Annotated in this window: 24 protein-coding genes; 11 read left to right on the forward strand and 13 right to left on the reverse strand. The window is 67.6% G+C overall.

From position 1 onward, the window contains the following. Positions 1-10 precede the first annotated feature (10 nt). The 6 genes from GII31_RS06970 to GII31_RS06995 all read right to left on the reverse strand — a co-directional run bounded on the left by GII31_RS06970 (position 11) and on the right by GII31_RS06995 (position 5,672). Positions 11-796 carry an ABC transporter permease gene (locus tag GII31_RS06970; RefSeq protein ID WP_213248030.1) on the reverse strand — a complete coding sequence of 262 codons (786 nt, stop codon included), beginning with the start codon at positions 794-796 and terminating at the stop codon, positions 11-13. Further along, a complete protein-coding gene (locus GII31_RS06975) occupies positions 796-1,521 on the reverse strand; it encodes an ABC transporter ATP-binding protein (protein ID WP_213248037.1) in 726 nt (241 codons plus the stop codon). The genes GII31_RS06970 and GII31_RS06975 overlap by 1 nt, the downstream gene beginning before the upstream one ends. Continuing rightward, a complete protein-coding gene (locus tag GII31_RS06980) occupies positions 1,518-2,414 on the reverse strand; it encodes a MurR/RpiR family transcriptional regulator (RefSeq protein ID WP_260840358.1) in 897 nt (298 codons plus the stop codon). The genes GII31_RS06975 and GII31_RS06980 overlap by 4 nt, the downstream gene beginning before the upstream one ends. A 140-nt stretch (positions 2,415-2,554) precedes the next feature. Continuing rightward, positions 2,555-3,679, reverse strand: coding sequence for a YncE family protein (locus GII31_RS06985; RefSeq protein ID WP_213248041.1), 1,125 nt, complete (start codon positions 3,677-3,679; stop codon positions 2,555-2,557). 98 nt (positions 3,680-3,777) lie between these two features. Continuing rightward, entirely contained in the window at positions 3,778-4,512 is a 735-nt protein-coding gene (locus GII31_RS06990) for an ABC transporter ATP-binding protein (RefSeq protein WP_246222266.1), read from the reverse strand. 59 nt (positions 4,513-4,571) lie between these two features. Continuing rightward, positions 4,572-5,672: a FecCD family ABC transporter permease gene (locus GII31_RS06995; protein ID WP_260840359.1), complete on the reverse strand. Its 1,101-nt coding sequence runs from the start codon at positions 5,670-5,672 to the stop codon at positions 4,572-4,574. Positions 5,673-5,761: 89 nt separating this feature from the next. Between GII31_RS06995 and GII31_RS07000 the strand changes: the two genes are divergently transcribed. Next, positions 5,762-6,862: an RNA-guided endonuclease InsQ/TnpB family protein gene (locus GII31_RS07000; protein ID WP_213248047.1), complete on the forward strand. Its 1,101-nt coding sequence runs from the start codon at positions 5,762-5,764 to the stop codon at positions 6,860-6,862. Positions 6,863-6,957: 95 nt separating this feature from the next. On the opposite strand, the gene GII31_RS07005 is transcribed toward GII31_RS07000, so the two are convergent. Both GII31_RS07005 and GII31_RS07010 read right to left on the reverse strand, forming a co-directional pair. Further along, on the reverse strand, positions 6,958-8,064 hold the full coding sequence (locus GII31_RS07005) for a FecCD family ABC transporter permease (protein WP_213248049.1): 1,107 nt from the start codon (positions 8,062-8,064) through the stop codon (positions 6,958-6,960). After that, the gene (locus tag GII31_RS07010) at positions 8,054-9,931 is read right to left on the reverse strand and encodes a (2,3-dihydroxybenzoyl)adenylate synthase (RefSeq protein ID WP_246222143.1); all 1,878 of its coding nucleotides are present in this window, start codon (positions 9,929-9,931) and stop codon (positions 8,054-8,056) included. The genes GII31_RS07005 and GII31_RS07010 overlap by 11 nt, the downstream gene beginning before the upstream one ends. Before the next feature lie 235 nt (positions 9,932-10,166). Here GII31_RS07010 and GII31_RS07015 point away from each other — a divergent pair, with 235 nt between their 5' ends. The 3 genes from GII31_RS07015 (at position 10,167) to groL (ending at position 13,332) form a co-directional block, all read left to right on the forward strand. Continuing rightward, entirely contained in the window at positions 10,167-11,018 is an 852-nt protein-coding gene (locus GII31_RS07015; protein WP_213248051.1) for an ABC transporter permease, read from the forward strand. Between the two features lie 227 nt (positions 11,019-11,245). Beyond that, positions 11,246-11,545 (forward strand): co-chaperone GroES, encoded by a 300-nt coding sequence (gene groES / locus GII31_RS07020; RefSeq protein ID WP_213248053.1) that lies wholly within the window; start codon positions 11,246-11,248, stop codon positions 11,543-11,545. 170 nt (positions 11,546-11,715) lie between these two features. Next, on the forward strand, positions 11,716-13,332 hold the full coding sequence (gene groL, locus GII31_RS07025) for a chaperonin GroEL (protein WP_213248055.1): 1,617 nt from the start codon (positions 11,716-11,718) through the stop codon (positions 13,330-13,332). A 225-nt stretch (positions 13,333-13,557) separates the two neighbouring features. Here the strand turns inward: groL and GII31_RS07030 are convergent, their stop codons facing one another. Further along, entirely contained in the window at positions 13,558-13,851 is a 294-nt protein-coding gene (locus tag GII31_RS07030) for a WhiB family transcriptional regulator (protein WP_213248057.1), read from the reverse strand. A 398-nt stretch (positions 13,852-14,249) separates the two neighbouring features. On the opposite strand from GII31_RS07030, the gene GII31_RS07035 reads away from it, so the two are divergent. From GII31_RS07035 to GII31_RS07045, 3 genes are all read left to right on the forward strand, one after another. Then, complete coding sequence (locus tag GII31_RS07035; RefSeq protein ID WP_213248059.1) at positions 14,250-15,098, forward strand: hypothetical protein; 849 nt, start codon at positions 14,250-14,252, stop codon at positions 15,096-15,098. Positions 15,099-15,257: 159 nt separating this feature from the next. Then, positions 15,258-15,833, forward strand: a complete 576-nt coding sequence (locus tag GII31_RS07040; protein ID WP_213248061.1) for a sigma-70 family RNA polymerase sigma factor — start codon at positions 15,258-15,260, stop codon at positions 15,831-15,833. Then, positions 15,830-16,783 carry an anti-sigma-D factor RsdA gene (locus GII31_RS07045; protein WP_213248063.1) on the forward strand — a complete coding sequence of 318 codons (954 nt, stop codon included), beginning with the start codon at positions 15,830-15,832 and terminating at the stop codon, positions 16,781-16,783. Before GII31_RS07040 ends, GII31_RS07045 begins: the two co-directional genes overlap by 4 nt. A gap of 129 nt (positions 16,784-16,912) precedes the next feature. On the opposite strand, the gene GII31_RS07050 is transcribed toward GII31_RS07045, so the two are convergent. Continuing rightward, positions 16,913-17,308, reverse strand: a complete 396-nt coding sequence (locus GII31_RS07050; RefSeq protein WP_213248065.1) for a DUF5319 domain-containing protein — start codon at positions 17,306-17,308, stop codon at positions 16,913-16,915. A 172-nt stretch (positions 17,309-17,480) separates the two neighbouring features. Between GII31_RS07050 and guaB the strand changes: the two genes are divergently transcribed. Then, positions 17,481-18,992, forward strand: a complete 1,512-nt coding sequence (gene guaB, locus GII31_RS07055) for an IMP dehydrogenase (RefSeq protein ID WP_213248067.1) — start codon at positions 17,481-17,483, stop codon at positions 18,990-18,992. A 98-nt stretch (positions 18,993-19,090) separates the two neighbouring features. Further along, positions 19,091-20,251 (forward strand): GuaB3 family IMP dehydrogenase-related protein, encoded by a 1,161-nt coding sequence (locus tag GII31_RS07060; protein ID WP_213248069.1) that lies wholly within the window; start codon positions 19,091-19,093, stop codon positions 20,249-20,251. A 141-nt stretch (positions 20,252-20,392) separates the two neighbouring features. Here the strand turns inward: GII31_RS07060 and GII31_RS07065 are convergent, their stop codons facing one another. From GII31_RS07065 to GII31_RS07075, 3 genes are read right to left on the reverse strand one after another with little or no spacing between them, the layout of a single operon-like run. Then, positions 20,393-20,995 (reverse strand): energy-coupling factor transporter transmembrane component T family protein, encoded by a 603-nt coding sequence (locus tag GII31_RS07065; RefSeq protein WP_213248071.1) that lies wholly within the window; start codon positions 20,993-20,995, stop codon positions 20,393-20,395. Next, positions 20,992-21,669 (reverse strand): energy-coupling factor ABC transporter ATP-binding protein, encoded by a 678-nt coding sequence (locus GII31_RS07070; protein ID WP_213249973.1) that lies wholly within the window; start codon positions 21,667-21,669, stop codon positions 20,992-20,994. Before GII31_RS07070 ends, GII31_RS07065 begins: the two co-directional genes overlap by 4 nt. Positions 21,670-21,680: 11 nt before the next feature. Further along, entirely contained in the window at positions 21,681-22,289 is a 609-nt protein-coding gene (locus GII31_RS07075; protein WP_213248079.1) for a biotin transporter BioY, read from the reverse strand. A gap of 141 nt (positions 22,290-22,430) precedes the next feature. On the opposite strand from GII31_RS07075, the gene guaA reads away from it, so the two are divergent. Both guaA and GII31_RS07085 read left to right on the forward strand, forming a co-directional pair. Next, a complete protein-coding gene (gene guaA / locus GII31_RS07080) occupies positions 22,431-24,011 on the forward strand; it encodes a glutamine-hydrolyzing GMP synthase (RefSeq protein WP_213248081.1) in 1,581 nt (526 codons plus the stop codon). 133 nt (positions 24,012-24,144) lie between these two features. Beyond that, complete coding sequence (locus GII31_RS07085) at positions 24,145-25,197, forward strand: phosphotransferase (protein WP_407649911.1); 1,053 nt, start codon at positions 24,145-24,147, stop codon at positions 25,195-25,197. Positions 25,198-25,246: the final 49 nt, after the last annotated feature.

Consider the following 25,246-nt stretch of genomic DNA (forward strand, 5'->3'; position numbering starts at 1 on the left):
TTTGCCTCTTTCAGGACCGCACCTCGCGGTGCAGACGCACGACTGTCTGCTGCGGTGTGGTCAGCCGGTACAAGGTGCCCATGCCGGTGATCACCGCGGCGATCACCACACCTGCCAAGATCACGTACATCAATGCCAGCTGGGTCCGGACCGCCTCGAGTGGGTCCACCCCGGCCAGGATCAAACCCGTCATGGCGCCCGGAAGAAACACGATACCGAGCGCGGCGGTCTGCTCAACCTGCGGCGAAATTGCGGTTCGCAGAGCAGATCTCACTAGACGTCGAGATGCATGCGGAACACTCATCCCCAGTGCCAGACCGGCCTCGATCTCGGCGCGGTTCTCCGAAACCGATTCGGCGACCCGACTCGCGGCGACCACCGCCGACTTCATCGAATTGCCGATGACCATCCCGGCGACCGGCACGATCGACCGTCCGTCGACCTCGAATATCTGAAATCCGAAAATAATGGCAAGACTGACCACGGCAATGGTGATATTGGCGACGAATGCCACCGATAACAAACCCGGAACCTGTGGCGCCCGTCGAGTAATGGTAAATGTGGAGAATCCGATGATTCCGGCCACCCACAGCCATGACCAGATCAGTGGTGTGCCGGGGTCGACAATGGGGACCAGTGCCGCGCCCACGATAAGCATCTGAATGAGCGAACGCCCCACGGCCATGACAATGGGACGATTCAGGGATAGACGTTGTTGGGCGGTGATCCCCAATGAGGCGGCGACGAAGATCAGCGAGGCGGCCAGCCCCAGCCAGCCGACGGTGGCCCCGGACATCAGCTGTCCTCCTTGTTATCTCGGTGGAACTTCCCGGGGGTGAGTTCCTTGGCGCCGGGCCCGTCGTCGGCGGGCAGTCCGCTCACCTCGCCGGCGTAGACCAGCCGCCCGTGGTCGAGCTGGATCACGTGGTCGGCGATCCGGTTCATCTGACCCATGTGGTGGGTCACCCACACGACGGGTGTGCCGGTGGCGGCGAGCCGCGTGGCGAGGGTCTCGAGTACCGCTGTCGAGGTCTCATCGAGCGCCGAGGTGGCCTCGTCGGCGAGCAGCACCTCGGGTTCGGTGGCCAGTGCACGCGCCAGGCACAGCCGCTGCGCCTCGCCGCCGGACATCGTATCGGCGACTCGGTCGAGCGCGTCGGCGGACAGGCCGACGCGGGACAGGAGCTCGCCGGCGCCGTCGGGGGTCAGCTGCGGATCGGCCGCCCGCAGATTGTCGATGACGGTGCCGGGGAACACCGTCGGCTTCTGGAACACCATCGCGACCCTTCTGCGCAGAGCGCGCGGGTCGCCCTCGGCGAGGTCGGTGCCGCGGTAGGCGATCCGCCCGGCGGTGGGCGATTCGAGCAGGTTGCAGCACCGCAGCAGGGTCGACTTGCCCGATCCCGACGCCCCGATCACGGCGGTGACCCCGGTGTCCGGTATCGCCACGGTGACGTCGTCGAGCAGCCGGGCGTCGTCGCGGGCCACAGTGAGGCCGCTCAGCTCGAACAGCGCGTTCATGCGTCACCGGACTTCCGGGTGCCGGACTCGTGTGTGCCGGACTCCTGGTCAGCGGATTCCTGCGTGCCGGATTCGGGGGCGGTGGCCAGGCGGGAGCGCAGATCGGCCAGCAGCCTTGTGGCCTGATCGGCCCGTTTGACGTGCCGGGCCGCCACGGCCAGCACCAGGGACTCCAGGACGATGATGGTCGGCGCGTGGGTGGGTGAGTGCGTCGGTTCGCCGCGGCCCACCCCCAGCGCCAGCGTGGCGCGCGGATCGGCGGTCAGCGCGTCCTCGGTGAGCTGGATGACCGGGATCGCGAACGTGACCGCCTGATCGAGGAGGACGTCGACCTCACGGGTGCGGTCGTAGGCCAGCGCCAGCACCGCATCGCCCTCGGTGAGCCGGCTCAGTTCGTCGGCGAACCCCTGTCCGGTGGAGGTCATCGCGGTGGCCGGCACCCCGGCGCGCCGGAATTGGTGGGCGGCGTAGCCGGCGAGGAAGCCCGCCGGACCGAAACCGACGATACACACGCGCCTGGCCCTGCCCGCGATGTCGACGGCCTTGAGCAGGGGCTCCTCGTTGATCCGCCCGGGCAGCGCAATGACCGCGTCGGTGCGTTCGGCGATCAGCCGCATCGTGCCGACCTGGTGCCCGGCGCTCAGCGAGGCTTCCAAGCGCCCGGACAGCGACAACTCGGTGGCCAGCGACTCGCGGAGCGCGGCCAGACCGTTGAATCCGAGTTTGCGCACCGTGCGGATGACAGTGGCGTCACTGGCATCGGCGGCTTCGGCGAGTCGGGCGGCGGACAGATGGCCCACGCTGTGTGGATGGTCGGCCATGAACATCGCCACCCGCGCTTCTGCGGGAGTCAGTCCGGCGAGTTGCTCGGATACCAGAGAGGCGAACGACATGTCGTGAACACTACCCTATGTAAACCCACTGTAGTAGTGACTACATAGGGGGTGCATGGGTGAGAATATGCCACACCACCGACACCCCGGTGAGCCGGGATCTCGGTGGTGTGGTGGGTATTTCGGGTGTGTGTGGGAACCTAACCGCGCTTGACCGACAGAACGGTCATCTTCGGGGACTGGAACTGCGTGGAGAACACGGTTCCGGTGCGTTCGTCGACGGCGAGCGTATGCACGCTGACACCGGCGGGGATGGTCCCGATAACGGCGTCGGTCTTCAGATCGATAACGGTGAAGCTCTTCTTGAACAGGTTCGCCGTGTACGCCACGCGGCGCTTGGAGTCGATGGCGATCTTGTTGGGAGTGGTGCCGGTCTGGATGCGCGTGGTCACGGTCAGCGAGTCGGGATCGATCACCGCGACCTCGCCGGTGGCGAAGCTGGCGGCATAGATCTTGCCGGTGGCCGCGTCGACGGCCGGCCGCGAGTTGGCCGCGGTGGGGATCTTCTTGATGACCTTGTTGGTGCGGCTGTCCACCACGGCTACGTAGTGCGTCTTCTTGGTCTTGATGTCGGCGTTTCCGACGTACAGCCGGTGGCGGGCGGAGTCGACCGCGATGAACGACGGACTGTAGATGTCCTTGATCTGGGCGATCTCGCGACGGGTGGCGGTATCGACCACGATCACCGCGTTGAAGTCCAGGTTGGCGATGTATGCGCGTCCGGTGGCCGAGTCGGCGGCAACTCCCATCGGATGGGACAGCTTGGTGTTGACCATGTCACTCGGCGCCGCACTTCGTGCGTTCATGCTGACGACCGTGGCCCGGTTCGTCTCGGCGTTGGTGGTGATCACACGCCCGCTCCTGGTGTCGAGCGCGAGGCCGAAGGGCACCTGCTTCATCGGTATCTTCACCGGGACGGACTTGCTGGCCTCGACCGACGAGGTGGGCAGATTGTTGTAGCTGATCGAGCGCAGCACCTTGCGGGTGTCGGTGCTGAGCACCGACACCTTGGGATCCAGCAGATGCGGGTAGGGCAGGACCTGTCCGGTATTTGGGTCCTTGTAGTTGAAGTCGTCGGCATCGGTGACGAAGATCTTGCGACGCTTCTGATCGATCGCCAACTCGGCGCCGTCGGTGACACCCGCGGGAATCGATGTCTGCGAGTACGACCACCCCGAGGCGAGCTTGGCGCTTGCCGGGGCCGCGGAGGCGGGCGAGGCCAGGGTTGCCGCCACGACGAGCCCGGCGACAACCGGAGCACCCACGTAGCAAACTTGTCGGATTCGTCGTGAATTCATGGATCGGACCTTAGCAGGGTTCACAGGCATGGGTAAGGGTGCCCTTTCTTGTGGTGATCGCCGGTCTAGGCGTCCTGCCAGATCGGGATGATCAGTGGAGAATTCGACTCGGGATCGGCGATGATGCGGCAGGCCAGCCCGAAGACATCGGCCACCAGGTCGGCGGTCACCACCTGTGCCGGTGCGCCCGCGGCGATCACCTCACCGCCTCGCATCGCGATGATGTGGTCGGCGTAGCGGCAGGCCTGGTTCAGGTCGTGCAGAACGGCGACCACCGTCCGGTTCTCCTCGCGCTGGAGCCGACGGCACAGGTCGAGCAACTCGACCTGAAAAGCTATGTCCAGGTAGGTCGTCGGTTCATCGAGCAGTACCAGCGGGGTTTCCTGCGCGAGGACCAGAGCCACCCACACGCGCTGTCGTTGCCCGCCCGAGAGCCGGTCGACCCGTTCACCGGCCAGGTGGGCGACACCCGTGGCCTCCATCGCCGCGGTCACCGCGTCCTCGTCGGCCTGTGACCACTGACGCAGAAACCGCTGATGCGGATACCGGCCCCGTGAGACGAGTTCGGCCACCCTGATGTCCTCGGGCGGAATCGAGGTCTGGGGCAGCAGCCCCAGGATCTTGGCCACCTCTTTGGTCGAGTACTTCTCGATCGACTTGCCGTCCAGGACGACAGAGCCTGCGGTGGGTGCGAGCAGGCGCGACAACGCGCGCAGCAGCGTGGACTTGCCGCAGGCGTTCGGGCCGATGATCACCGTGAACCTGTTGTCGGGGATGTCGACGGTGAGGTTGCGGGCGATGGCCTTCTCGCCGTAACCGAGGGTGAGATCGGCGGCGCCGAGCCTGGTGGAGATAGCGGTCATTGTTCCTGTCTCATCTCGCGGTACAGAAGGTAACAGAGGTAGATTCCGCCGAGGCAGACCGTGACCACGCCGACCGGCAGTACTCGCGGTGAAAAAGCTCGTGCGGCAACGATATCGCTGACGATCAACAGCAGCGAGCCCAGCAGGGCGGTGACCGTCAGCGGGGTGCGTCCGCCGCCGACGAGCCGCCGGGCGATATGCGGGGCCGACAACGAGATGAACGCGATCGGGCCGGCCACCGCGGTGGCGGCGGCCGTCAGTGCCACGCCGAGGACCGGCAGACCGATCCGCGACAACCGCGAGTCGGCGCCGAGTGTCCGCCCGAACTCCGGGCCCAGCTCGAAGACGGGGTGCCGACGGGACAGTGCGCCCACCCCGACCATCAGGACGGCGATCACACACAGCGCGGGTGTGGTCATCTGCCAGGTGATGGTCTCCAATGTTCCGGCGCCCCACTGGGCCGCCGACATCGCCTCGGACAGTTCCGCCCGCAGGATCAGCCAATAGTTGACCGCCGCGAGCATGGAACTGATGGCCACACCGCAGATCACGAGGCGGAAACCGCCCACGCCCTGTTGAAAGGCGAGTGCGTAAACGACCGCGGCGGTGGCGATTCCGCCCACCAGTGCGCCGCCGGCGGTGGCCAGGTAGCCACCCGAGAACAGCAGGGTCACCACCAGTGCGCCGGTGTACGAACCGACACCGAAACCGATGATGTCCGGGCTGCCGAGCGGATTGCGCGTCAGCAGCTGGAAGATCGCACCGGAGAGGGCGAGTGCCGCACCGAACGCCAGTGCGGCCAGCACCCGGGGTGCCTGCCACTCGCGGATGGCGAGTTCGGCGGCCGGATCGCCGGTGCCCAGCAGGGCTTTGACAACCCCGACCGGGGAAACGGTGAGGTCGCCGGCCCCGAGCGCGACGATCGCCATGACGACGGTGGCCACCGCGGCGACGGTCCCGACGACCACCTCGCGGCGGTCCCATCGCCCGGACAGACCGCCGATGCGCCACCGGATCACCGGACGTCCGAAATCTATTGTGCCCGAATGCTGTACGTCGAAAGTGCGGCCTTGTTCGGCCTTGCGTGTCGATGTCATCGGGGTTCAGGCGTGGAAACCCGGTCGTTCACGGCCGGGAGGAAACGCCTTCCCCCTTCCTTACAGAAGGATACGGTAGTGTGTGAGCTATGGCGAAAACGGTGAAGCGGGCGTTCAAGTACCGCTTCTACCCGACTCGCGAACAGGGTGCGGAGCTGGGGCGCACGTTCGGGTGTGTCCGCCTGGTCTGGAACAAGGCCCTGGACGAGCGCACGAGGGTGTACGCCACCGAGAGCCGCAAGACGACCTACATTCAGTTGTCGGCCGCGCTGACCGGCTGGAAGAAGACCGACGACCTCGCGTTCTTGAACGAGGTGTCGAGCGTGCCGCTGCAACAATCGCTGCGGCACCAGCAGGCGGCGTTCTCGAACTTTTTCGCCAAACGTGCCCGCTACCCGAGGTTCAAATCCCGCAAAAAGTCGAAAGCATCGGCGGAGTACACGCGGTCGGCGTTCACCTGGCGCGGCGGTCAACTCACCCTGGCGAAGATGAAGACTCCGCTCGATATTCGCTGGTCTCGGGAACTGCCGGACGAGCCGTCCACCGTCACCGTGTCCAAGGATTCGGCGGGCCGCTGGTTCGTCTCCATCCTCACCGAGGACACCATCGAACCCGCACCGGCGACCGACAGCACGGTTGGTGTCGATGTCGGCCTGACGTCCCTGGCGGTGTTGTCGACCGGTGAGAAGGTCACCAATCCGCGCTACGAGCGCCGCGACCGGCGCAAGTTGGCGAAGGCTCAACGATCCCTGTCGCGCAAGGCTAGGGTGTCGAACAATCGGGAGAAGGCCCGCCGCAAGGTGGCTCGCGTCCATGCGCGGATCATTGACCGGCGCACCGACTTCCTGCATAAACTGTCCACGAGGCTGATCCGCGAGAACCAAGCGATCGCCATCGAGGACTTGACGGTACGCAACATGCTCGGCAACCACGCCCTGGCCCGAAGCATCTCGGACGCGAGTTGGCGGCAGTTGCGCACCATGCTCGAATACAAGGCCGACTGGTACGGCCGCGATCTGCTGCTTGTGGACCGCTGGTATCCGTCGACCCGCGTGTGCTCGGGCTGTGGAGCTTTGCACGAGAAGTTGCCGCTGAACGTCCGGGAGTGGGAGTGCCGATGCGGCGTTACCCACGACCGGGACGTGAACGCGGCCCGCAACATCCTCGCTGCCGGACTGGCAGAGAGGTAAAACGCCTGCGGAGGCAATGTAAGACCTCAAAGGAGTTCTCCTTTCGGGCGGTTGCCGATGAAACAGGAATCCCGTTCCTTCAGGGACGGGAGGAGTCAAGCGGTTCCTGACGACAGTCTGCGAACCAGAATCACGAGAATGGGTGCGCCGACGAAAGCCGTGACGATCCCAACCGGCACCTCGTCGGGCCGCACCAGAACCCTGCCGACCACATCGGACACCAGGACCAGCGCGGCGCCACCGAGCATCGAGAACGCCGTCAGCCACCAGCCGCCGACACCGGCGATCATGCGGACCGCGTGCGGGACCATCAGGCCGACGAACCCGATCGGGCCGGCCGCCGCCGTCGCCGCGCCGCACAACAGCACCACCGCGATGATGGTGAGGATGCGGACGCGCCGCACCGGGACGCCCATCGCCGTGGCCAGGTCGTCCCCCATCGAGATGGCGTCGAGGGGCCGGGCCAGTCCCATCGCGAGGATGCCGCCGACCACGATGAACGGCAGGACGGCCAGCAGGACGGAGTTGTTGCGGCCGACCAGCGAGCCGACCTCCCAGATGCGCAGCGCGTCGAAGGCGTCGGGATTGAGCAGTCCGATGCCGCGGACCGCGCCGGTGAGCACCGCGGTGACCGCGACCCCGGCCATCGTGACCCGGACCGGTGTCATCCGTCCGCGCCCCGCCGAACCGAGCCCGTAGACGATGGCCATCGCGACGACCGCACCGGCGAAGGCGAACCAGATGTACGACCACATGCTGGTCAGGCCCAGAAACCCGACAGCGATCGCCACCGCGAACGACGCCCCGGCGTTGACGCCCAGGATCTGCGGGTCGCCCAGCGGGTTGCGCATCAACCGTTGGATGAGAGAGCCGGCCATGCCCAGTGCGGCGCCCACGACGATCGCCAGCAGTGCCCGCGGGATGCGGTAGCCGACCACCACCTCCTGGTCGCGGTCGGCGCTGCCGGCATAGGAGAACAGCGCATCCCACACCTGGGTGGCCGACACCGGCCGGGCACCCACGAACAGGCTCAACCAGGCCAGCAGCACCACCACGAGGGCGAGCCCGAACCACCACAGGGCGTAGGTGGCACCGCTCCGGCGGTTGCCCCCGTACGCCGACACCACACCGAGGGCGTCCTCGCGGGCGGTGGACGGGGATTCCGGCGGCGCATCGCCGGGCACGGTCACGTCAGTCGGCATCGTAGGCCTTGGCGGCGACGACCTGCTCGACGAGGTCGTCGAGGGTCGCTGCGGTCACGAGCGCCTCGAAGTCCAGACCGTGGGCTCCCGACGCCCGCCAGGCGTCGAGCAGTGCCATCAGTTGCAGCGAGTCGATTCCGGTGTCGGCCAGGGCCATCGAACCGGACAGTGCCGCCGGGCTGATCCCGAGCTTGCCGGCCAGGTCCCCGCGCACGCGCTCGGCGGCGTCGCCGCCGGCCTCCGCTGTCCCGGCGGGCGGCGGTGCGCCCTGGTCGTCACGCTGCGCGTTCTTGCTGATCTTGCCCACCGCCGTCGTCGGAAACTCGTCGACGACCAGGATCCGGTCGGGCACCTTGAACGGGGTCAGGCCCTGTTCGCGCAGGTACGCGCGCATGCCGAACTCGTCGGGCATCGGCGTCCGGCCCGATTCGGCGGCGATCAGGTAGGCGACGATCCGCTCGCCGAGGCGGTCGTCGGCGACCCCGACGACCGACGCGTCGCGGACGGCCGGATGCGTCAGCAGCAGGTTCTCGACCTCCTCGGGGGCGATCTTCTCGCCCGCACGGTTGATCTGGTCCTTGTCACGCCCGACCACCTGCAGGTATCCGCGGTCATCGCGCACCACGATGTCGCCCGTGCAGTAGAAGCCGTCGGGGGTGAACGAGTCCGCCGCCTGCCCGCCCCAGTAGCCGCGGATGGTGTACGGCCCGCGGGTGCGCAGGCTGCCCGGGGTGCCGTCGAGAACCTCGTTTCCGTCGGCGTCGACGATACGGATCTCGTCGTCGGGGCTGATCGGCCTGCCCTGGGTGCAGACAATGGTGGTCGGGTCGTCATCGAGTCGGGTGTAGTTGACCAGGCCCTCGGCCATCCCGAACACCTGCTGCAGCGTGACACCGAATGCGCCGGGCACCTTCTCGGCGATACTGCGCGAGAGTTTGGCCCCGCCCACCTGCAGCACCTGCAGCGAGGAGATGTCGTGCTCGCCGCGCGCGGGGGAGTCGATCCACGCGGCGACCAGCGGCGGGACGGCCGACAGATGTGTGATGCGATGGGCTGCCACCGCGCCGAACACCGCGTGGGGATCGGGGGAGTCGACCATCACGATGGCCGAACCGGCGTGGATCGCGCCGAGGACCCCCGGTGAACTCATCGTGAAGTTGTGCGACACCGGCAGCACCACCCCGAACACCGAATCCGGATGCAACCCACAGATGTCGGCGCTTTCCCGGACCGAATACAGGTAGTCGTCGTGGGTGCGCGGGATCAGTTTGGGGGAGCCGGTGGTGCCGCCCGACAACTGGAGGAAGGCGAGCGCCTCTGGGCCGGGTGCCCGCCCCGTAGACGTCGCCGTACCCGTGCGCAGGGAATCGAGCGAGACGCCGACCCGGGGTTCGTCGCCGGAGCCGAGGACGGCGACGATCACCGTCGTGTCGGGGTGGGCGGACGCGATCGCGGCGGCGTTCTCGTCGAATCGGGTCGCGCCGAAGGCATCGACGGTGATGTAGGCCCGCGCCTGCGAGCGGGTGAGCAGGTCGTCGACATCGGCGGCCGAGTGTGAGGCGAGCGCGAACACGGGGACGAGTCCGGCGTCGAACAGCCCGAAGATCACCTCCAGGTATTCGCTGACGTTGGGCATCTGCACCACGACCCGGTCGCCGGTGTCCAGTCCGGCGGCGACGAGTCCGTGGGCCAATCCGCGTGCGCCGGCGAGGAGTTCTGCGTAGGTGAGCCGACGGCGGGAATCGATGACCGCCACGCGGTCACCATGGTCGGCCGCCGTCCTCTCGAGCAGGGCGGAGTGCGTTTGGCCGGTCCAATAGCCGGCGTCGCGGTAGCGCCGGACGAAGTCTGCGGGGTACTCGGTCACGCGATGAGAGTAGCCCACGAGTGTCGTAAACACTACCCAAACATTTCTGGGCGTCGCGTACACTACAGTTTGCCTGTGCGTTACCCCCGCAACACCGGTCCGTTGCCGGGGATCCGAATTCGACGTCCCGTCCCGATGCCCGCCGGACGTCACCCCACAGAAACGGTGGAGACAGTGCGAACACCCCGATCTCCCTACTGCCGATGACGGCCCGCATGCGATCGGGTCCCGTGCGATGAGCGAGGTCAACGACGCGATCATCCACATCGGCCCGAGGCTGGCCGTCGCGCTGGTCCTGCTCACCGCATTGGCCGCGTTCGTGAACCACCTCAGCGGCAGCCGGCTGGCCGCCGCCACCGTGCGCGCCGTCGCGCGGGCGATAGTGCAGCTGGGTGTGCTGGCACTGGTGGTGACCATCGTCATCGACGTGCTGTGGGCGTCGATCCTTTTCGTACTCGTCATGGCCGCGATCGCCTCTAGCACTTCGGCGGGCAGGGTCACCGAGGCGCACGCGGCGACGGGAAGCGCGACCGGACCGGGTGCGGCGGCGGGAAATGCCACCCGCACCGCGACGGCGGTTCGCCGTGAGGCGATGCGCACGACGATCCTGTGCGCCATCCCGGTCGGGCTGCCGACCCTGGTGATCGTGGCGCTGCTGGTCGCCACGGGTGTTCTGCCGATGACCGGACTGGCGATCATCCCGACGGCCGGGATCATGTTCGGGGCCGCGATGAACACCACCTCGCTCGCGGGCAAGCACTGCCTCGACAGCCTCGCCGAACGGTTCGGCGAGGTGGAGGCCGCGATGTCACTGGGCTTCCTCGTCCGCGAGGCGCGTCTGGAGATCTGCCGTCCCGCCGCGGCCACCGCGCTCATCCCCGCCCTCGACCAGACCCGGTCGGTCGGGCTGGTCACCATCCCCGGCTCGTTCGTCGGGATGGTGCTCGGCGGCGCGTCACCGGCGGCGGCCGCCGCCATGCAGTTGTTCGTGCTGATAGCGCTGCTCGCGGTCAGCGCGATCGCCGCGGCGCTGACCGCCGAGTTCGTCGCCCGCGGGCTGCTGGCGCGATCGGTGGTCGGCGGCTGAACCGCTTGCATGGCCCGCACCGCGGCCTGTTCGCGCAGAGCGATCACATCCGGCCGGCTTTTTGCGCCCTCGAACCTTGAGTGCTGGCACTCGCATGTATAGAGTGCTAGAGGGCACTGTGCGAAGCCGCGGCACCCGCGACGACGCGGCAATCGGAACAGGGCGCCACCCACGTACGTATCGGAACACCGATCACATACTCAGTACGAAAGTTGAGGACGCACATCGTGGCGAGCGTGAACATCAAGCCGCTTGAGGACAAGATCCTGGTGCAGGCAGTCGAGGCCGAGACGACCACCGCTTCGGGTCTGGTCATTCCGGACACCGCCAAGGAGAAGCCGCAAGAGGGCAAAGTCATCGCGGTCGGCCCCGGCCGCTGGGACGACGAGGGCGAGAACCGCATCCCGGTCGACGTCAAAGAGGGCGACACCGTCATCTACAGCAAGTACGGCGGCACCGAGATCAAGTACTCGGGTCAGGACTACCTGATCCTGTCGGCGCGCGACGTGCTGGCCGTGATCGGCTAGATCCCGTCGCAGCGGAGACCTCGCGGTCCCCGCGCCATCTGGCCATACCGCCCCGGCGCCCTCACCAGGGCCCGGGGCGGATGGCTTTCCGCACCCTCACCACAGCGGATCACCCAGAGCGGCCCTCACCAGATCACAGGGCCCGAACACCTCACAACCGAAAGCACCACATGGCCAAGCACATCGAATTCGACGACACCGCTCGCCGGGCACTCGAACGCGGCATCAACGCCCTCGCCGACACCGTCAAGGTCACTCTCGGACCCCGCGGTCGGCATGTCGTACTCGAGAAAGCCTTCGGCGGCCCGACCGTCACCAACGACGGCGTCACCATCGCCCGCGACATCGACCTGGACGACCCGGGCGAGAATCTCGGCGCCCAGCTTGTCAAGTCCGTTGCCACCAAGACCAACGACGTCGCCGGCGACGGCACCACCACCGCCACCGTCCTGGCCCAGGCCATCGTCACCGCGGGCCTGCGCAACGTGACCGCCGGCGCCAACCCCATCGCCCTCGGCATCGGGATCGGCAAGGCCGCCGACGCGATCAGCGCCGAACTGCTGCGCGTGGCAACCCCCGTCGACGGCGAAACCGCCATCGCCCAGGTCGCCACCGTGTCCTCGCGCGACGAGGAGGTCGGGACGATGGTCGGCAAAGCGATGTCCACCGTCGGGGCCGACGGTGTCGTCACCGTCGAAGAAGGTTCGGGACTGAACACCGAACTCGACATCACCGAGGGCGTCCAGTTCGACAAGGGCTATCTCTCGCCGTACTTCGTCACCGACCCCGACAACCAGGAGGCGATCCTCGACGACGCCCTGGTGCTGCTCTACCGCGACAAGATCAGCTCCCTGCCCGATTTCCTGCCGCTCCTGGAGAAGGTCGTCAACGCGGGCAAGTCGGTCCTGGTCGTCGCCGAGGACGTCGAAGGTGAGCCGCTGTCGACCCTCGTCGTCAACTCGATCCGTAAGACCATCCGCGCCGTCGCCGTCAAAGCGCCCTACTTCGGCGACCGTCGCAAGGCCTTCCTCGAAGACCTCGCCGTCGTCACCGGCGGCACCGTCATCTCCACCGACATCGGTGTCACCCTCGCCGATGCCGGCCTCGAACTGCTCGGTTCGGTCCGTCGCGCCGTCATCACCAAGGACAACACCACCCTGGTCGACGGCGCCGGCACGAGCGAGGAGATCGCGGCCCGCGTCGAACAGCTCAAGCGCGAGATCGAGAACAGCGACTCGGACTGGGACCGCGAGAAGCTGCAGGAGCGGCTCGCCAAGCTCGCCGGCGGCATCGCCGTGATCCGAGTCGGCGCGGCCACCGAAACCGCGCTCAAGGAGCGCAAGCACCGCGTCGAGGACGCCGTCGCGGCCGCCAAGGCAGCCGTGGAGGAAGGCATCATCCCCGGCGGTGGCTCGGCGATCGTGCAGGCGGCCAAGGTCCTCGACGGACTCGCCGACACCCTGCCCACCGACGAGGCGCTCGGCGTGCGGGTGGTTGCCACCGCATTGCGGGCGCCCCTGTACTGGATCGCCACCAATGCCGGACTCGACGGGGCCGTCGTCGTGGCCAAGGTCGCCGAGGCCGAGAGCGGCCACGGCTTCAACGCCGCCACCCTGACCTACGGCGACCTGCTCGCCGACGGCATCATCGATCCGGTCAAGGTCACCCGCTCGGCCGTCGTCAACGCTGCCTCCGTCGCACGTATGGTCCTCACCACCGAGACCGCCATCACCGACAAGCCGGCCGCCGACAGCGGTGCGCACGCTCACCACGGCCACGCGCACTGAGTTGGATTTGCGGTCAGATCAGGCTCCGCTTGCCCCGCGTCTTCCCTCCAACACGCGGGGCTCGCTCCGCTCGCTCGCGTGTTGTCAGTCCAGACGCGGGTCGCTGCGCCTGATCTGACCGCGCGGCCAATTATGTGGTCGTGGGTGGCATCGGCCCGTTGGGGTCGGGCTGTGACACGAAGAAGGGGCACCTGGTTGGGTGCCCCTTCTTCACTAAGGTCATTGTCAGGCGATGCGGCGGCCCACACCGCGCTTCATCAGGATGCTGCGTTCGGACTCGCTCAGTCCGCCCCAGATGCCGTAGGGCTCGGCCACCGCGAGAGCATGTTCGCGGCATTGCGCGATGACCGGGCAACGGTGACACATCTCCTTGGCGCGCCGTTCGCGCTGTGCGCGGGCCCGGCCGCGTTCACCGTCGGGGTGAAAGAACATCGACGAATCCACGCCTCTGCACAGACCATGCATCTGCCAATCCCAGATGTCAGCGTTGGGGCCGGGGAGGTGATTGGGCTGAGGCATGGCTGCATCTCCTTGTTCTCTCCGGCCGTTCTGGCCGGTGCATGAAAAAACACTAAATGTGTGAAAGAAACCGAGTCAATATGGCTTCGAATCGGACCGAAAGGCCCAAAGATTCCCCGTTTGTTAACGGAATGTTGTACGGTGCGCACCGGTGCACGGTGCACTGTGCGAGGGGTGGAACGCCACTATGACACCAGTGGTATTCATTGTTGCAGAACGTAATTCGTGGTCCGTCCGGTTCTACTCGCGGGTATCGGCGGTGCTTCGGGGAAAGTTTCCCACCGACGTCACGTAACCTCTATGACATAATCAGAACATGTGCCTGTCACTTTTGCCGCCCACAAACCCCGTGTTCGGCGGTGTTAAATTCATGCAAACTGTATCGGTGAGGGTGACTCATGACACTATTTCCGCTGCTCGCGGGTGGTTCGGTGGGTGAGATAGCCGCGGATGCCGATCGGAATCGGCAGGTGCTGCGCCACGAACGGTGGCACCGGGCGGTGGCACACGGTGCCGCGGGGCACGTCGCCCGCGCCGACACCGAACTGGAGATGCTCCGCGACGAGGCGACCAGGGCCGGCGACACGGCACTGGAATCGCTGTGCCTCAGTACCCGGGCCTCGCTGCTGCGGCAGGCGGGCCGCCACGATCGGGCGTTGGTATCCGATGCGCGCGCGCTGGCGGCGATCGGCCTGCCGGGGCCTGCCGGGGCCGCCGACGGCCGGTGGGCGTTCGCGGCCCGGATGGACGCCCTCGTCGGGCTCGCCGCCGACAATCTGGGGCGGTTCGCGTTCGGTGCCTCCGAACGCCTCCTGCGCCGGGCACGAAGCCTCATGGCCGCCGCGGCCCCCGACGCGGGCGACTGGGAGTGCGCTCTGCGGCCGATGCTCCGGTGCGAATGGGTCAGCGCCGAACTCGACCTGTACCGCGGGGAGCCCGCAGCGGCACGGATCCACGCGCAGGCGGGCCTGGACCTGCTGGCCGAGTTGCCCGCACAGCGCCATACCCGGCACCGGATGAAGACCGATCTGATCGCCGCCGCCGTCGATGCCGCCACCGGCGACGCCGCCGCCGCCGTCGAACGCGGGCAGGCCTGTCGGAGGGCTGCCGCCGACGCCGGGCTGCTGCCACTGCAGTGGGCCGCGACGGCGTTGCTCGGGTCCCTCGTGTCGGACCCGGGCGTTGCCGTCGAGTATCGGAGCCTGCACGCCGAACTGACACGACGCGGTATGTCATTCGGCCGGTGACCGGTACCTCGCTAAGGTGTTTTAGGTTCCCGGTGGGACGGCGTCGGGGTCTTCGGCGTCATGGCCACACGTGACGGAGATAACGGACAGGCAACGGCGCCGACGGAAATTGCTGGTAGTGACAGCTACGACTATGTAACACGGAGTTCGTAACAAGCGATGAGATTGACAGATAGTGAGTTGGACGATGCTGTCCGCGCCGCACGGCAGGGTGACCGTGCGGCACTCACGTCAGTTCTCGAGAGCGTGCAGGAACCGATCTTGCGCTATTGCCGAGGACGTCTGGGAGTCGGAGAACGGCACTTGTTCTCCGCTGATGATGTCGCGCAGGAGGCACTGATGGCAGTGATGACGGCGCTGCCCCGCTATCAAGAGCAGGGCAGGCCCTTCATGGCCTTCGTGTACGGGATCGCGTCGCACAAGGTCGCCGACGCCATGCGGGCGGTCGGCCGGGTGCGCTCGGATCCCGTCGAGGATGTACCGGAAAGACCCACCGGCGTCGCCGGGCCCGAACAACTGGCCCTCAACGCCGACGTCAGTCGGCAGATGCGTGAGCTGCTGGAACTGCTTCCTGAAAAGCAGCGGGAAATCCTGGTCCTGCGGCTCGTCGTAGGGCTGTCGGCGGAAGAAACCGCGACGGTCGTCGGGTCCACCGCGGTTGCGGTGCGTGTGGCGCAGCACCGTGCGCTGTCCCGGCTCAAGAAACTTATCGGTAAGGCAGGTGATCCGCGATGAACGACCACGAACGACAGTGGGACGAACAACACTCGGATTCGCAGGCCGACACCGAACGACTCGACTTCGTCGCCCTGCGTGCCGACGACCAGTTCCTCGACGCGCTCTCCCGTGACGCCCCCGTGCTCACCGGCGACGACGACGAGTACCGGCTCGCCGTCCTGCTGTCCGGGTGGCGTCGCGACAGCCTGTCCGCGCCGCCGCCGCCGCTGCCGTCGGTCGACGAGGTCGAACACGCCATCGCCGCGTCCGGGCAACCGCGTCGTGGCCGTCGCACAATGCGGCATTTGCGGGTTGTCTCCGGGGCCGCGGCCGTTGCGGTCGTCGCCGCCGCCGGCCTCATCGTCGTGGCCGAGGGAGCGCAACCCGGTGACGCGCTGTGGGGTGTCAAGTCGGTGGTCTTCGCCGAGCAGGCCCAGCAGACCAAGGCGATGGTCGAGGCCAAGAACAACCTCGAACAGGCGCAGTCGGCGGTGCAGACCGGTGACCTGTCATCGGCCAGCAGTCTGATCTCGAAGGCGTCGGAGAGTCTTAAACCGGTCAAGGACGAAGAGACCCGCCGCCGGATGAACGAATGGATCGAGCGGATCAAGGACGACAGCGCGGACAAGGCGACGGGCGCGAGCAGCAGCCGGTCCTCGCCGAAGCGGTCATCGACGACGTCCGCCGATGAAGACGCGGCCACGGACAACCCGGGAACCGACGACTCCATGGATCCGACGGGCGACGACGGCGGTCCCATCACGGTGACGACGCGCCCGTCGGACACGGTGGTGCTGGACGCGCCCACCTCCCGGCCGCCCTCGACCAGCAATCCCCCGGAGACCACCGTGGCACCCACCGCCACCAACGACGAGGTGACGACGGCGGCCCCCACAGCGGCCGACGACCCCGCCGACGACCCCGCCGACGACCGGACCGCGGTCGAGACCACGTCGCCGTCGAACTGACCCGGGTACGCGGTGCGGCAGCACGCCGGACCGGTACACGGGCAGAAGCCGACAATGCCGACACCGCGGACGGTGCCGACATTGCTGTTGTCTCGGCATTGCTGTTGTCGAAGGCCGGATATCCGGACGTCAGTGATCGGTGCCGGTGATGAAATGGCCGTGTGCGTCTGTGTAGCCGCGGCAGTAGTCCCACGTGACGTAGTCGTCGGGGCGAGGATCGACAGCGGGCTCGTGCGGGCGCACCGTACCATCCACCAACAGTTGAAGTAGATTGGCGCGCAACATCTCCCAATCGTGATAATGATCTTCACGACAGTCCTCGCACATTACCACCAGGCCGCGCACACCGCGTTGGGCCAGCAACGCCTCATACACCGCGAGATCGGCCAGATCCTCCTCGACGGCCATCCGCTCGCTCTCGTCGAGCGGGATGCCCGGTTCAATCGCGTCCAGGGCGGCCGACGGGTCGCTGGGATCGCCCGCGAACGGATCCGGGGGAAGGCCAGGGGGAAGGTGATCACGCACGTGCTCCACGGTAACCGATCAACCACCACATGTGGGACAACGTCGTCCGGGCGAATGCCGCTGTGCGGCGGGCCCGAGCGGGCGCTTGCTCCGGAGCGGGCCGTCGCGGTGGTGTATGTGGTGCGGTCAACACGATTCCTGGTTGGGCCGACGGTGCCGATAAGATGGAACGATGACGCACGTTCACACCGGTGGAGACGACCCCGGCAAGGTCGCGATGCTCGGTCTCACCTTCGACGACGTCCTGCTGTTGCCCTCGGCGTCGGATGTGATTCCCAGTGACGTCGACACGTCCTCGAGGGTCACCCGCAACATCACCCTCCGGGTACCGCTCGTCAGTTCGGCGATGGACACCGTCACCGAATCGCGCATGGCGATCGCCATGGCCCGGGCCGGCGGCATGGGTGTGCTGCACCGCAATCTGTCGATCGAGGCGCAGGCCTCACAGGTGGAGACCGTCAAACGGTCCGAGGCCGGGATGGTCACCGATCCGGTGACGTGCTCGCCCACCAACACCCTCGCCGAGGTCGACGCGATGTGCGCGCGTTACCGCATCTCCGGTCTGCCCGTGGTCGATGCCGTCGGCGAGCTCGTGGGCATCATCACCAACCGCGATATGCGCTTCGAGGTCGACCAGGACCGTCCGGTCTCCGAGGTGATGACCAAGGCCCCGCTGATCACCGCTCAGGAGGGTGTGTCCGCAGAGGCCGCACTCGGCCTGCTGCGCCGCAACAAGGTGGAGAAGCTGCCGATCGTCGACGGCAACGGCAAACTCACCGGTCTGATCACCGTCAAGGACTTCGTCAAGACCGAACAGCACCCGCTGGCCACCAAGGATTCCGACGGCAGGCTCCTCGTGGGTGCGGCCGTGGGCACCGGCGGTCCGCAATGGGAACGGGCGATGGCGCTCGCCGACGCCGGTGCCGACGTGATCATCGTCGATACCGCACATGCCCACAACAGGCTCGTCCTGGACATGGTGGCCAAATTGAAGGCCGAGGTGGGCGACCGCGTCGACGTCGTCGGCGGCAACGTCGCCACCCGCGAGGCCGCCCAGGCGCTCATCGAGGCCGGTGCCGACGCGGTCAAGGTCGGTATCGGACCGGGCTCCATCTGCACCACCCGGGTGGTCGCCGGTGTCGGCGCCCCGCAGATCACCGCGATCCTCGAAGCGGTCACCGTCTGCCACAAGGCCGGCGTACCGGTGATCGCCGACGGCGGTTTGCAGTACTCGGGCGACATCGCCAAGGCACTCGCCGCCGGAGCCTCGACCGCGATGGTCGGGTCGCTGCTCGCGGGCACCGCCGAGTCGCCCGGAGAGCTGATCCTGGTCAACGGAAAGCAGTTCAAGAGCTATCGCGGCATGGGCTCGCTCGGCGCCATGCAGGGCCGCGGCCAGGGCAAGTCGTACTCCAAGGACCGCTACTTCCAGGACGATGTCCTCAAGGAGGAGAAGCTCGTCCCCGAGGGCATCGAGGGCCGCGTCCCGTTCCGCGGGCCGCTCAGCCAGGTCGTGCACCAGCTGGTCGGCGGTCTGCGTGCGGCGATGGGCTACACCGGCTCGGCCACCATCACCGACCTGCAGCAGGCGCGGTTCGTGCAGATCACCGCGGCCGGGCTCAAAGAGTCCCATCCGCACGACATCACCCTCACCACAGAGGCGCCCAACTACTATTCACGCTGACCGGTACGTGCCCGAACCCACCGACTCACAACGGGTGCGCCACACGGCGACCCGGGCACTTCCCTGTGAGCACTCGTCACCAGCAGAAAGGCGCAACGGTGCGTGACCTTGTCGATATCGGAATGGGCCGCACGGCCCGGCGGACCTACGAACTCGACGACATCAGTGTCGTCCCGTCCCGCCGCACCCGGTCGTCCAAAGATGTGTCCACCGCCTGGCAGATCGACGCCTACCGGTTCGACGCCCCGATCCTGAGCCATCCCACCGATGCGCTCGTCTCGCCGGAGTCGGCGATCGAACTCGGCCGTCTGGGCGCGCTCGGCGTCATCAACGGCGAGGGACTGTGGGCGCGGCACCGCGACGTCGAGAGCAAGATCGGCGAGCTGATCGACGTGGCCGCCACTGACCCCGATCCGCGGGCAGCGGTGCGCCGCCTGCAGGAACTGCACCGTGCGCCGCTCGACCCCGAACTGCTCGGGCAGGCTGTGGCACGGATCCGCGAGGCCGGGGTGACCACCTCGGTGCGGGTCAGTCCGCAACACGCTCCCGAACTGACCCCGGCTCTGCTGGCCGCCGGAGTCGAACTGCTGGTGGTGCACGGCACCATCATCTCCGCCGAGCACGTCACCCGGACCGACCGCGCAACCGGCGAGAGCGGACCCCCGCTCAACCTCAAGACGTTCATCGCCGACCTCGACATCCCGGTCATCGCCGGCGGTGTGCACGACCACCGCACCGCACTGCACCTGATGCGCACCGGTGCTGCCGGTGTCATCGTCGGTTACGGTTCGACCGCCGGATCCACCACCACCGGTGAGGTTCTCGGCATCGGCGTGCCGATGGCCACCGCCATCGCCGATGCCGCCGCGGCCCGCCGCGACTATCTCGACGAAACCGGCGGACGGTACGTACACGTCATCGCCGACGGCGACATCCACACTTCCGGCGACCTCATCAAGGCCATCGCCTGCGGTGCCGACGCCGCTGTGCTCGGCACCCCGCTGGCCACCGCCGCGCAGGCTCCGGGCCGGGGCTGGTACTGGCCGTCGGCGGCCGCGCACCCCGACACCCCGCGCGGTTCGCTGTTGCAGGTTGCCACCGACGACGAGCGCCCCGACCTGGCGCAGGTCCTCAGTGGTCCGTCCGACGATCCGTACGGCGAGCTGAACTTCGTCGGCGCGCTCCGGCGCGCGATGGCCAAGGCCGGCTACTGCGACCTCAAGGAGTTCCAGAAGGTGGGTCTGTCCGCCCGTGCCTGACCTTGCTGGTTGAGGTGTGCGGAGCGCCGGCGCAAGCTCGCACCTCAACCAGTGGTGGGGTTTCGAGGCTCGCAGGCTCGCGCCTCAACCAGCGGTGGGGTTTCGAGGCTCGTAATCTCGCGACACCATGAACCGGCGGCCTCAGTCGAGGCCGCGGGCGGTGAGGGTGTCGGCGAATCCTTCGGCGGTGCGCAGCGCGGCGATCACAATGGGCGCCACCAGAATCCGTGGACCCGGCCGCAGGCCACGGGCCTTGCGGGCCTCGTCCACCTCACGTACCACCTCCACCATCAGCGGGATCGCACGGATGGTCAGGGCCAGTGCCATCGCCAGATGGTCGACCGGGAAACCGAAGCGCCGCAGCGGATTCATCGCCCGGGTCAGGGCGTCGAGAGTGTCGGTGGTGCGCGTTGTCAGCGTCACCACCGTGGCCAGGGCCATCGACGTCACCAGCACCCCGCAGACGATCACGGCCCGCTCCCAGCCGGTGAAAATGGTCTGAAACACGAAGATCAGCAGCAACATCCACAGCATTGGGCGCAGCTGCCGCCAGGCGGTGAGTGGCCCGACCCGGGCCAGCGCGTATACCGCGGCCACACATCCGGCGGCCACCGCCAGCGCGGTCATCGACCGCACCGTCAGCGAGATCGCCAGAATCGCCACCGCCAGCGTGAGCAGCTTGATACCTGGTGGCAACCGGTGCAGAACGGTGCTGCCCGGGCGGTACACGCCGAGCACGCTCACGTGGTCATCCGGGCACGGTAAAAGGCCAGGGCCGCGGCCGGGGTGTCGTCGGCGGCCACGCGGCCGTCGTCGATGACGATGACGCGGTCGAAGTCGCCGACGAACTCCAGATCGTGCGAGACCACGATCAGCTGCTCATCGAGCCCGGCGAAGGTACGCCGCAGCAGGGCGGCGTTGCGCAGGTCGAGCAGCGTGGTCGGCTCGTCCGCGACAATCACCCGTGGCTCGGTCACCAGGATCGAGGCGAGTGCGAGGAGTTGCTTCTGGCCGCCCGACAACCGGTTGGCCGGGTGGTCCAGGTGAGCGCCGAGCCCGAACCGGGTGAGCACGTCGGTGGCCTTGCGCGCCCGCTCGTCCTTGCTCAGGGATGTGCGCCGCAATGACAGCTCGATGTCCTCGCGCACCGTCGGCATGATGATCTGCCGGTCGGGGTCGGAGAAGATGAACCCGACGTCGCGTCGCACCTGCCGCTTGTTCTTGGCCACGTCGAGCCCGTTGACGGTGACGGTGCCGGTATCCGGGAGCACCAGGGCGTTGAGCATCCGGGCGAGCGTGGACTTGCCACTACCGTTGGCGCCGACGATCCCGATCCGGCGCTCGCCCAGGGTCAGACTGACATCCCGGAGAACGGGGCGGCCGTCGTAGCCGTGCGAAACGTGGTCGAACGTGATCACGGCAGACCCGATCAAGCCCCGCGCAGTACGGTGGCCGGGCCCAGCGGCCGGATCAGTCCGGGCCAGCCGCGGTGCACCTGCGCGGCGACCAGCGCGGCCACCACAGCCTTACCGATGTCGCCGGCGATGAACGAGGTGTTGGCGCTGAGCGCGGCGTCGAACGTCATGCCCTTGATCACCATGCCGACGATGCCGCAGGTGTAGATCACCAGCAGGCCGCCGACGATGTTGAACACGATGCCCAGCCACCAGCGGTACCTGGGCATCATCAGCGCGGTCAGCAGCCCGATGATGAGCGCGGCGGGCAGGAATCCGATGAAGAAGCCGCCGGTCACCGACGTGAGCGAGGTCCAGCCGTTGCGTCCGCCGGCCAGGATCGGCAGGCCGACGAGCGCCAGCACCGCGAAGATCGCCACCGCCAGGGTGCCCTTCTTGGGGCCCAGGACCGCACCCGCGAGCATCACGCCGAGCGATTGCAGGGTGATGGGCACACCGCTGGAAAGGTTGATGGTGCCGGGCAGGCCGAGCGCCGCGATCAGCGCGGCGAAAACGGCGGACTGCGTGAGGTCGGTGACGGTGAGGAAGGGAGCCCGTGCGGGGACGCTGGTTGTTTCATCCATGACGATCTCGGAGTATCCCACGCCGCAGGACACCTGGAAACGTGATGTCTGCCTCGGAGCCGGGGGCGGACCCGTAGCCCGCGCCACGCGGCGCGGCCGGCGATTTCCCGCGATGTCGGGCACGCTTATAGACTTGCGCGGGTGACCGGCTCATCCGATACCACCGATACCCGTCCCGTCCTGGTCGTCGACTTCGGTGCCCAGTACGCGCAGCTCATCGCCCGGCGGGTGCGTGAGGCGCGTATCTACTCCGAGGTCATCGCCCACGATGCGTCACCGGCCGAGTTCGAGGCCAAGAACCCGGCGGCCATCGTGCTCTCGGGCGGGCCCGCGTCGGTGTACGCCGATGACGCCCCCGGCCTCGACCCGGCGGTCCTGGACCTGGGTGTACCGGTGTTCGGCATCTGCTACGGCTTTCAATCGATGGCCACAGCACTCGGCGGTACCGTCGCCAACACCGGCGGCCGCGAGTTCGGGCGCACGCCGTTCGCCCCGGCCGGCGGCGTACTGCACGCGGGCCTCGACGGTGAGCAGCCGGTGTGGATGAGCCACAACGATGCCGTGCAGGAGGCGCCCGAGGGCTTCACGGTCACCGGCTCGACTCCCGGCGCACCGGTCGCATCGTTCGAGAACATCGAGCGCCGGATGGCCGGGGTGCAGTACCACCCCGAGGTGTTGCACACGCCGCACGGCCAGCAGGTGCTGACCCGATTCCTGTACGAGATCGCGGGTCTGCAACCCACCTGGACCGCCGCGAACATCGCCGAGAGTCTCATCGAGGACGTACGTGCGCAGGTGGGCGATGGGCTGGCGATCTGCGGCCTGTCCGGTGGGGTCGACTCGGCGGTGGCGGCCGCGCTCGTGCAGCGGGCCATCGGCGACAAGCTGACCTGTGTGTTCGTCGACCACGGGCTGTTGCGTGAAGGTGAGCGCGAGCAGGTGCAGCAGGACTTCGTCGCCGCCACCGGCGCGCGTCTGGTGACCGTTGACGCCGAGGCAACCTTTCTCGGTGAACTGGCCGGGGTCAGCGACCCGGAGGCCAAACGCAAGATCATCGGCCGCGAGTTCATCCGCTCCTTCGAGGGTGCGGTCACCGAGGTGCTCGGTGACCGCGCCGCACAGGGCGAGAAGGTCGACTTCCTGGTGCAGGGCACCCTGTACCCGGATGTCGTCGAATCCGGCGGCGGCAGCGGCACCGCCAACATCAAGAGCCACCACAATGTGGGCGGCCTGCCCGACGATCTCGAATTCAGCCTTGTCGAGCCGCTGCGCCTACTGTTCAAGGACGAGGTGCGCGCGGTGGGACGCGAGCTCGGCCTGCCCGAGGAGATCGTTGCGCGCCAACCGTTCCCGGGTCCGGGCCTGGCGATCCGCATCGTCGGCGAGGTGACCGCCGAACGGCTCGCGATCCTGCGTCGCGCCGACGCCATCGCCCGCGAAGAACTCACCCGCGCCGGCCTCGACGGCCAGATCTGGCAGTGCCCGGTCGTGCTCCTGGCCGACGTGCGCAGCGTCGGTGTGCAGGGCGACGGCCGTACCTACGGCCACCCGATCGTGCTGCGGCCGGTCTCGAGCGAGGACGCCATGACCGCCGACTGGACGCGCGTGCCCTACGACGTCCTCGAAACCATCTCCACCCGCATCACCAATGAGGTCCCCGACGTCAACCGGGTCGTTCTCGACGTCACCAGCAAGCCGCCGGGCACCATCGAGTGGGAGTGACAACACGGCGGCGGTGATCACCGTCCCGGTGTCCGGAACGTGGCCGCACCCCGGTGTTCCGTCGTCGCTAGCGTCGGGTGAACTTTCCAGTTCCACCTGACGCGGCGGGAGACCCGAGTTGAGTGCACCGACGATGCCCACGAGCGTTGATGAGATCACGCCCGAGTGGATGTCGGGGATACTCGCCGACATCCATCCCGGGGCGATCGTCGACGAGGTGTCGGTGGTGTTGCGCGACGACGGCACAAACCGGCGGGCCCGGCTGGCGCTCACATATCGTGCCGGCACGGGTCCGGCAACGGTTTTCGTCAAATCGGTGGACCCCGATCATCGGGTGCTGCTGACGATGACCAGCGGACTGTTCCACGAACCGCGACTGTTCGCGGCCGACGTGCCGCTGCCGGTGGATCATCCGGCCGTGTACTCGGCGCTGTTCGACGAGGTCGGTGAGGACTTCCTGCTCGTCATGGAGGACATCGTCGCACGCGGCGCCGACCCACGAAACTCCTTGCGGCCGTTGACCCCCGGCCAGGCGGCCGCCGGGGTACGGGCGCTGGGCCGGCTGCACAGCCGGTATTGGGGTGCGCGCCTTGATGTTCCGGAGCTGTCCTGGCTCGAACCGTTCGTCGCGTTCGACGGCCTGCAATACGCGCCGCTGCCGTCGGCGCTGGAGAAGCTGGACGACACGACTCCGCGGTCGGTGCTGTCGATGACCATCGGGCAACTCGTCGACGAGGTGTGGAAACCGTACATCGGCACCCTCACCACCACGACCCAGACGCTGCTGCACGGTGACGCGCACATCGGCAACACCTACGTCACCCCCGAGGGCGACGTGGGTCTGCTCGACTGGCAGATGGTGCGTCGCGGTAACTGGTCACTCGACGTCGGATACTTTCTGCAGGGATCGATCACCGTCGAGGACCGTCGCACCCACGAACGCGCACTACTCGTCGAATACCGCTCCGCCCTGGAGCTTCCGGCGTCCGAACTGCCATCGGACGACGAGATCTGGCTGCGGTACCGGGCATCGGTGGCCCACGGTCTGGCCACCTGGCTGGCCACGGCGAGTGCCGACGGCGGCCTGTGGCAGCGCCCGGAGATCGCGCTCGCGCTGGCCCAGCGATACGCCGTCGCCTACGGCGACCTCAACACCGCCGGTGCGATCGCCGACATCTCCGACTGATTCCCGCTATGGCCCACCAGGTTTCGAGGCTCATCGCCTAGCGGCTCTT

The organism is Gordonia pseudamarae (assembly GCF_025273675.1).
GTDB lineage: Bacteria > Actinomycetota > Actinomycetes > Mycobacteriales > Mycobacteriaceae > Gordonia > Gordonia pseudamarae.

Bases quoted from the DNA above. Each gene is read 5' to 3' on its own strand.
- GII31_RS06980 (WP_260840358.1), bottom strand. From the start codon at position 2,414: ATGTCGTTCGCCTCTCTGGTATCCGAGCAACTCGCCGGACTGACTCCC.
- GII31_RS07040 (WP_213248061.1), top strand. From the start codon at position 15,258: ATGAGATTGACAGATAGTGAGTTGGACGATGCTGTCCGCGCCGCACGG.
- GII31_RS07005 (WP_213248049.1), bottom strand. From the start codon at position 8,064: ATGCCGACTGACGTGACCGTGCCCGGCGATGCGCCGCCGGAATCCCCG.
- GII31_RS07045 (WP_213248063.1), top strand. From the start codon at position 15,830: ATGAACGACCACGAACGACAGTGGGACGAACAACACTCGGATTCGCAG.
- GII31_RS06970 (WP_213248030.1), bottom strand. From the start codon at position 796: ATGTCCGGGGCCACCGTCGGCTGGCTGGGGCTGGCCGCCTCGCTGATC.
- groL (WP_213248055.1), top strand. From the start codon at position 11,716: ATGGCCAAGCACATCGAATTCGACGACACCGCTCGCCGGGCACTCGAA.
- GII31_RS07075 (WP_213248079.1), bottom strand. From the start codon at position 22,289: ATGGATGAAACAACCAGCGTCCCCGCACGGGCTCCCTTCCTCACCGTC.
- GII31_RS07000 (WP_213248047.1), top strand. From the start codon at position 5,762: ATGGCGAAAACGGTGAAGCGGGCGTTCAAGTACCGCTTCTACCCGACT.
- GII31_RS07085 (WP_407649911.1), top strand. From the start codon at position 24,145: ATGCCCACGAGCGTTGATGAGATCACGCCCGAGTGGATGTCGGGGATA.
- GII31_RS07030 (WP_213248057.1), bottom strand. From the start codon at position 13,851: ATGCCTCAGCCCAATCACCTCCCCGGCCCCAACGCTGACATCTGGGAT.
- GII31_RS06975 (WP_213248037.1), bottom strand. From the start codon at position 1,521: ATGAACGCGCTGTTCGAGCTGAGCGGCCTCACTGTGGCCCGCGACGAC.
- GII31_RS06995 (WP_260840359.1), bottom strand. From the start codon at position 5,672: ATGACATCGACACGCAAGGCCGAACAAGGCCGCACTTTCGACGTACAG.
- GII31_RS07015 (WP_213248051.1), top strand. From the start codon at position 10,167: ATGAGCGAGGTCAACGACGCGATCATCCACATCGGCCCGAGGCTGGCC.
- GII31_RS07035 (WP_213248059.1), top strand. From the start codon at position 14,250: ATGACACTATTTCCGCTGCTCGCGGGTGGTTCGGTGGGTGAGATAGCC.
- guaB (WP_213248067.1), top strand. From the start codon at position 17,481: ATGACGCACGTTCACACCGGTGGAGACGACCCCGGCAAGGTCGCGATG.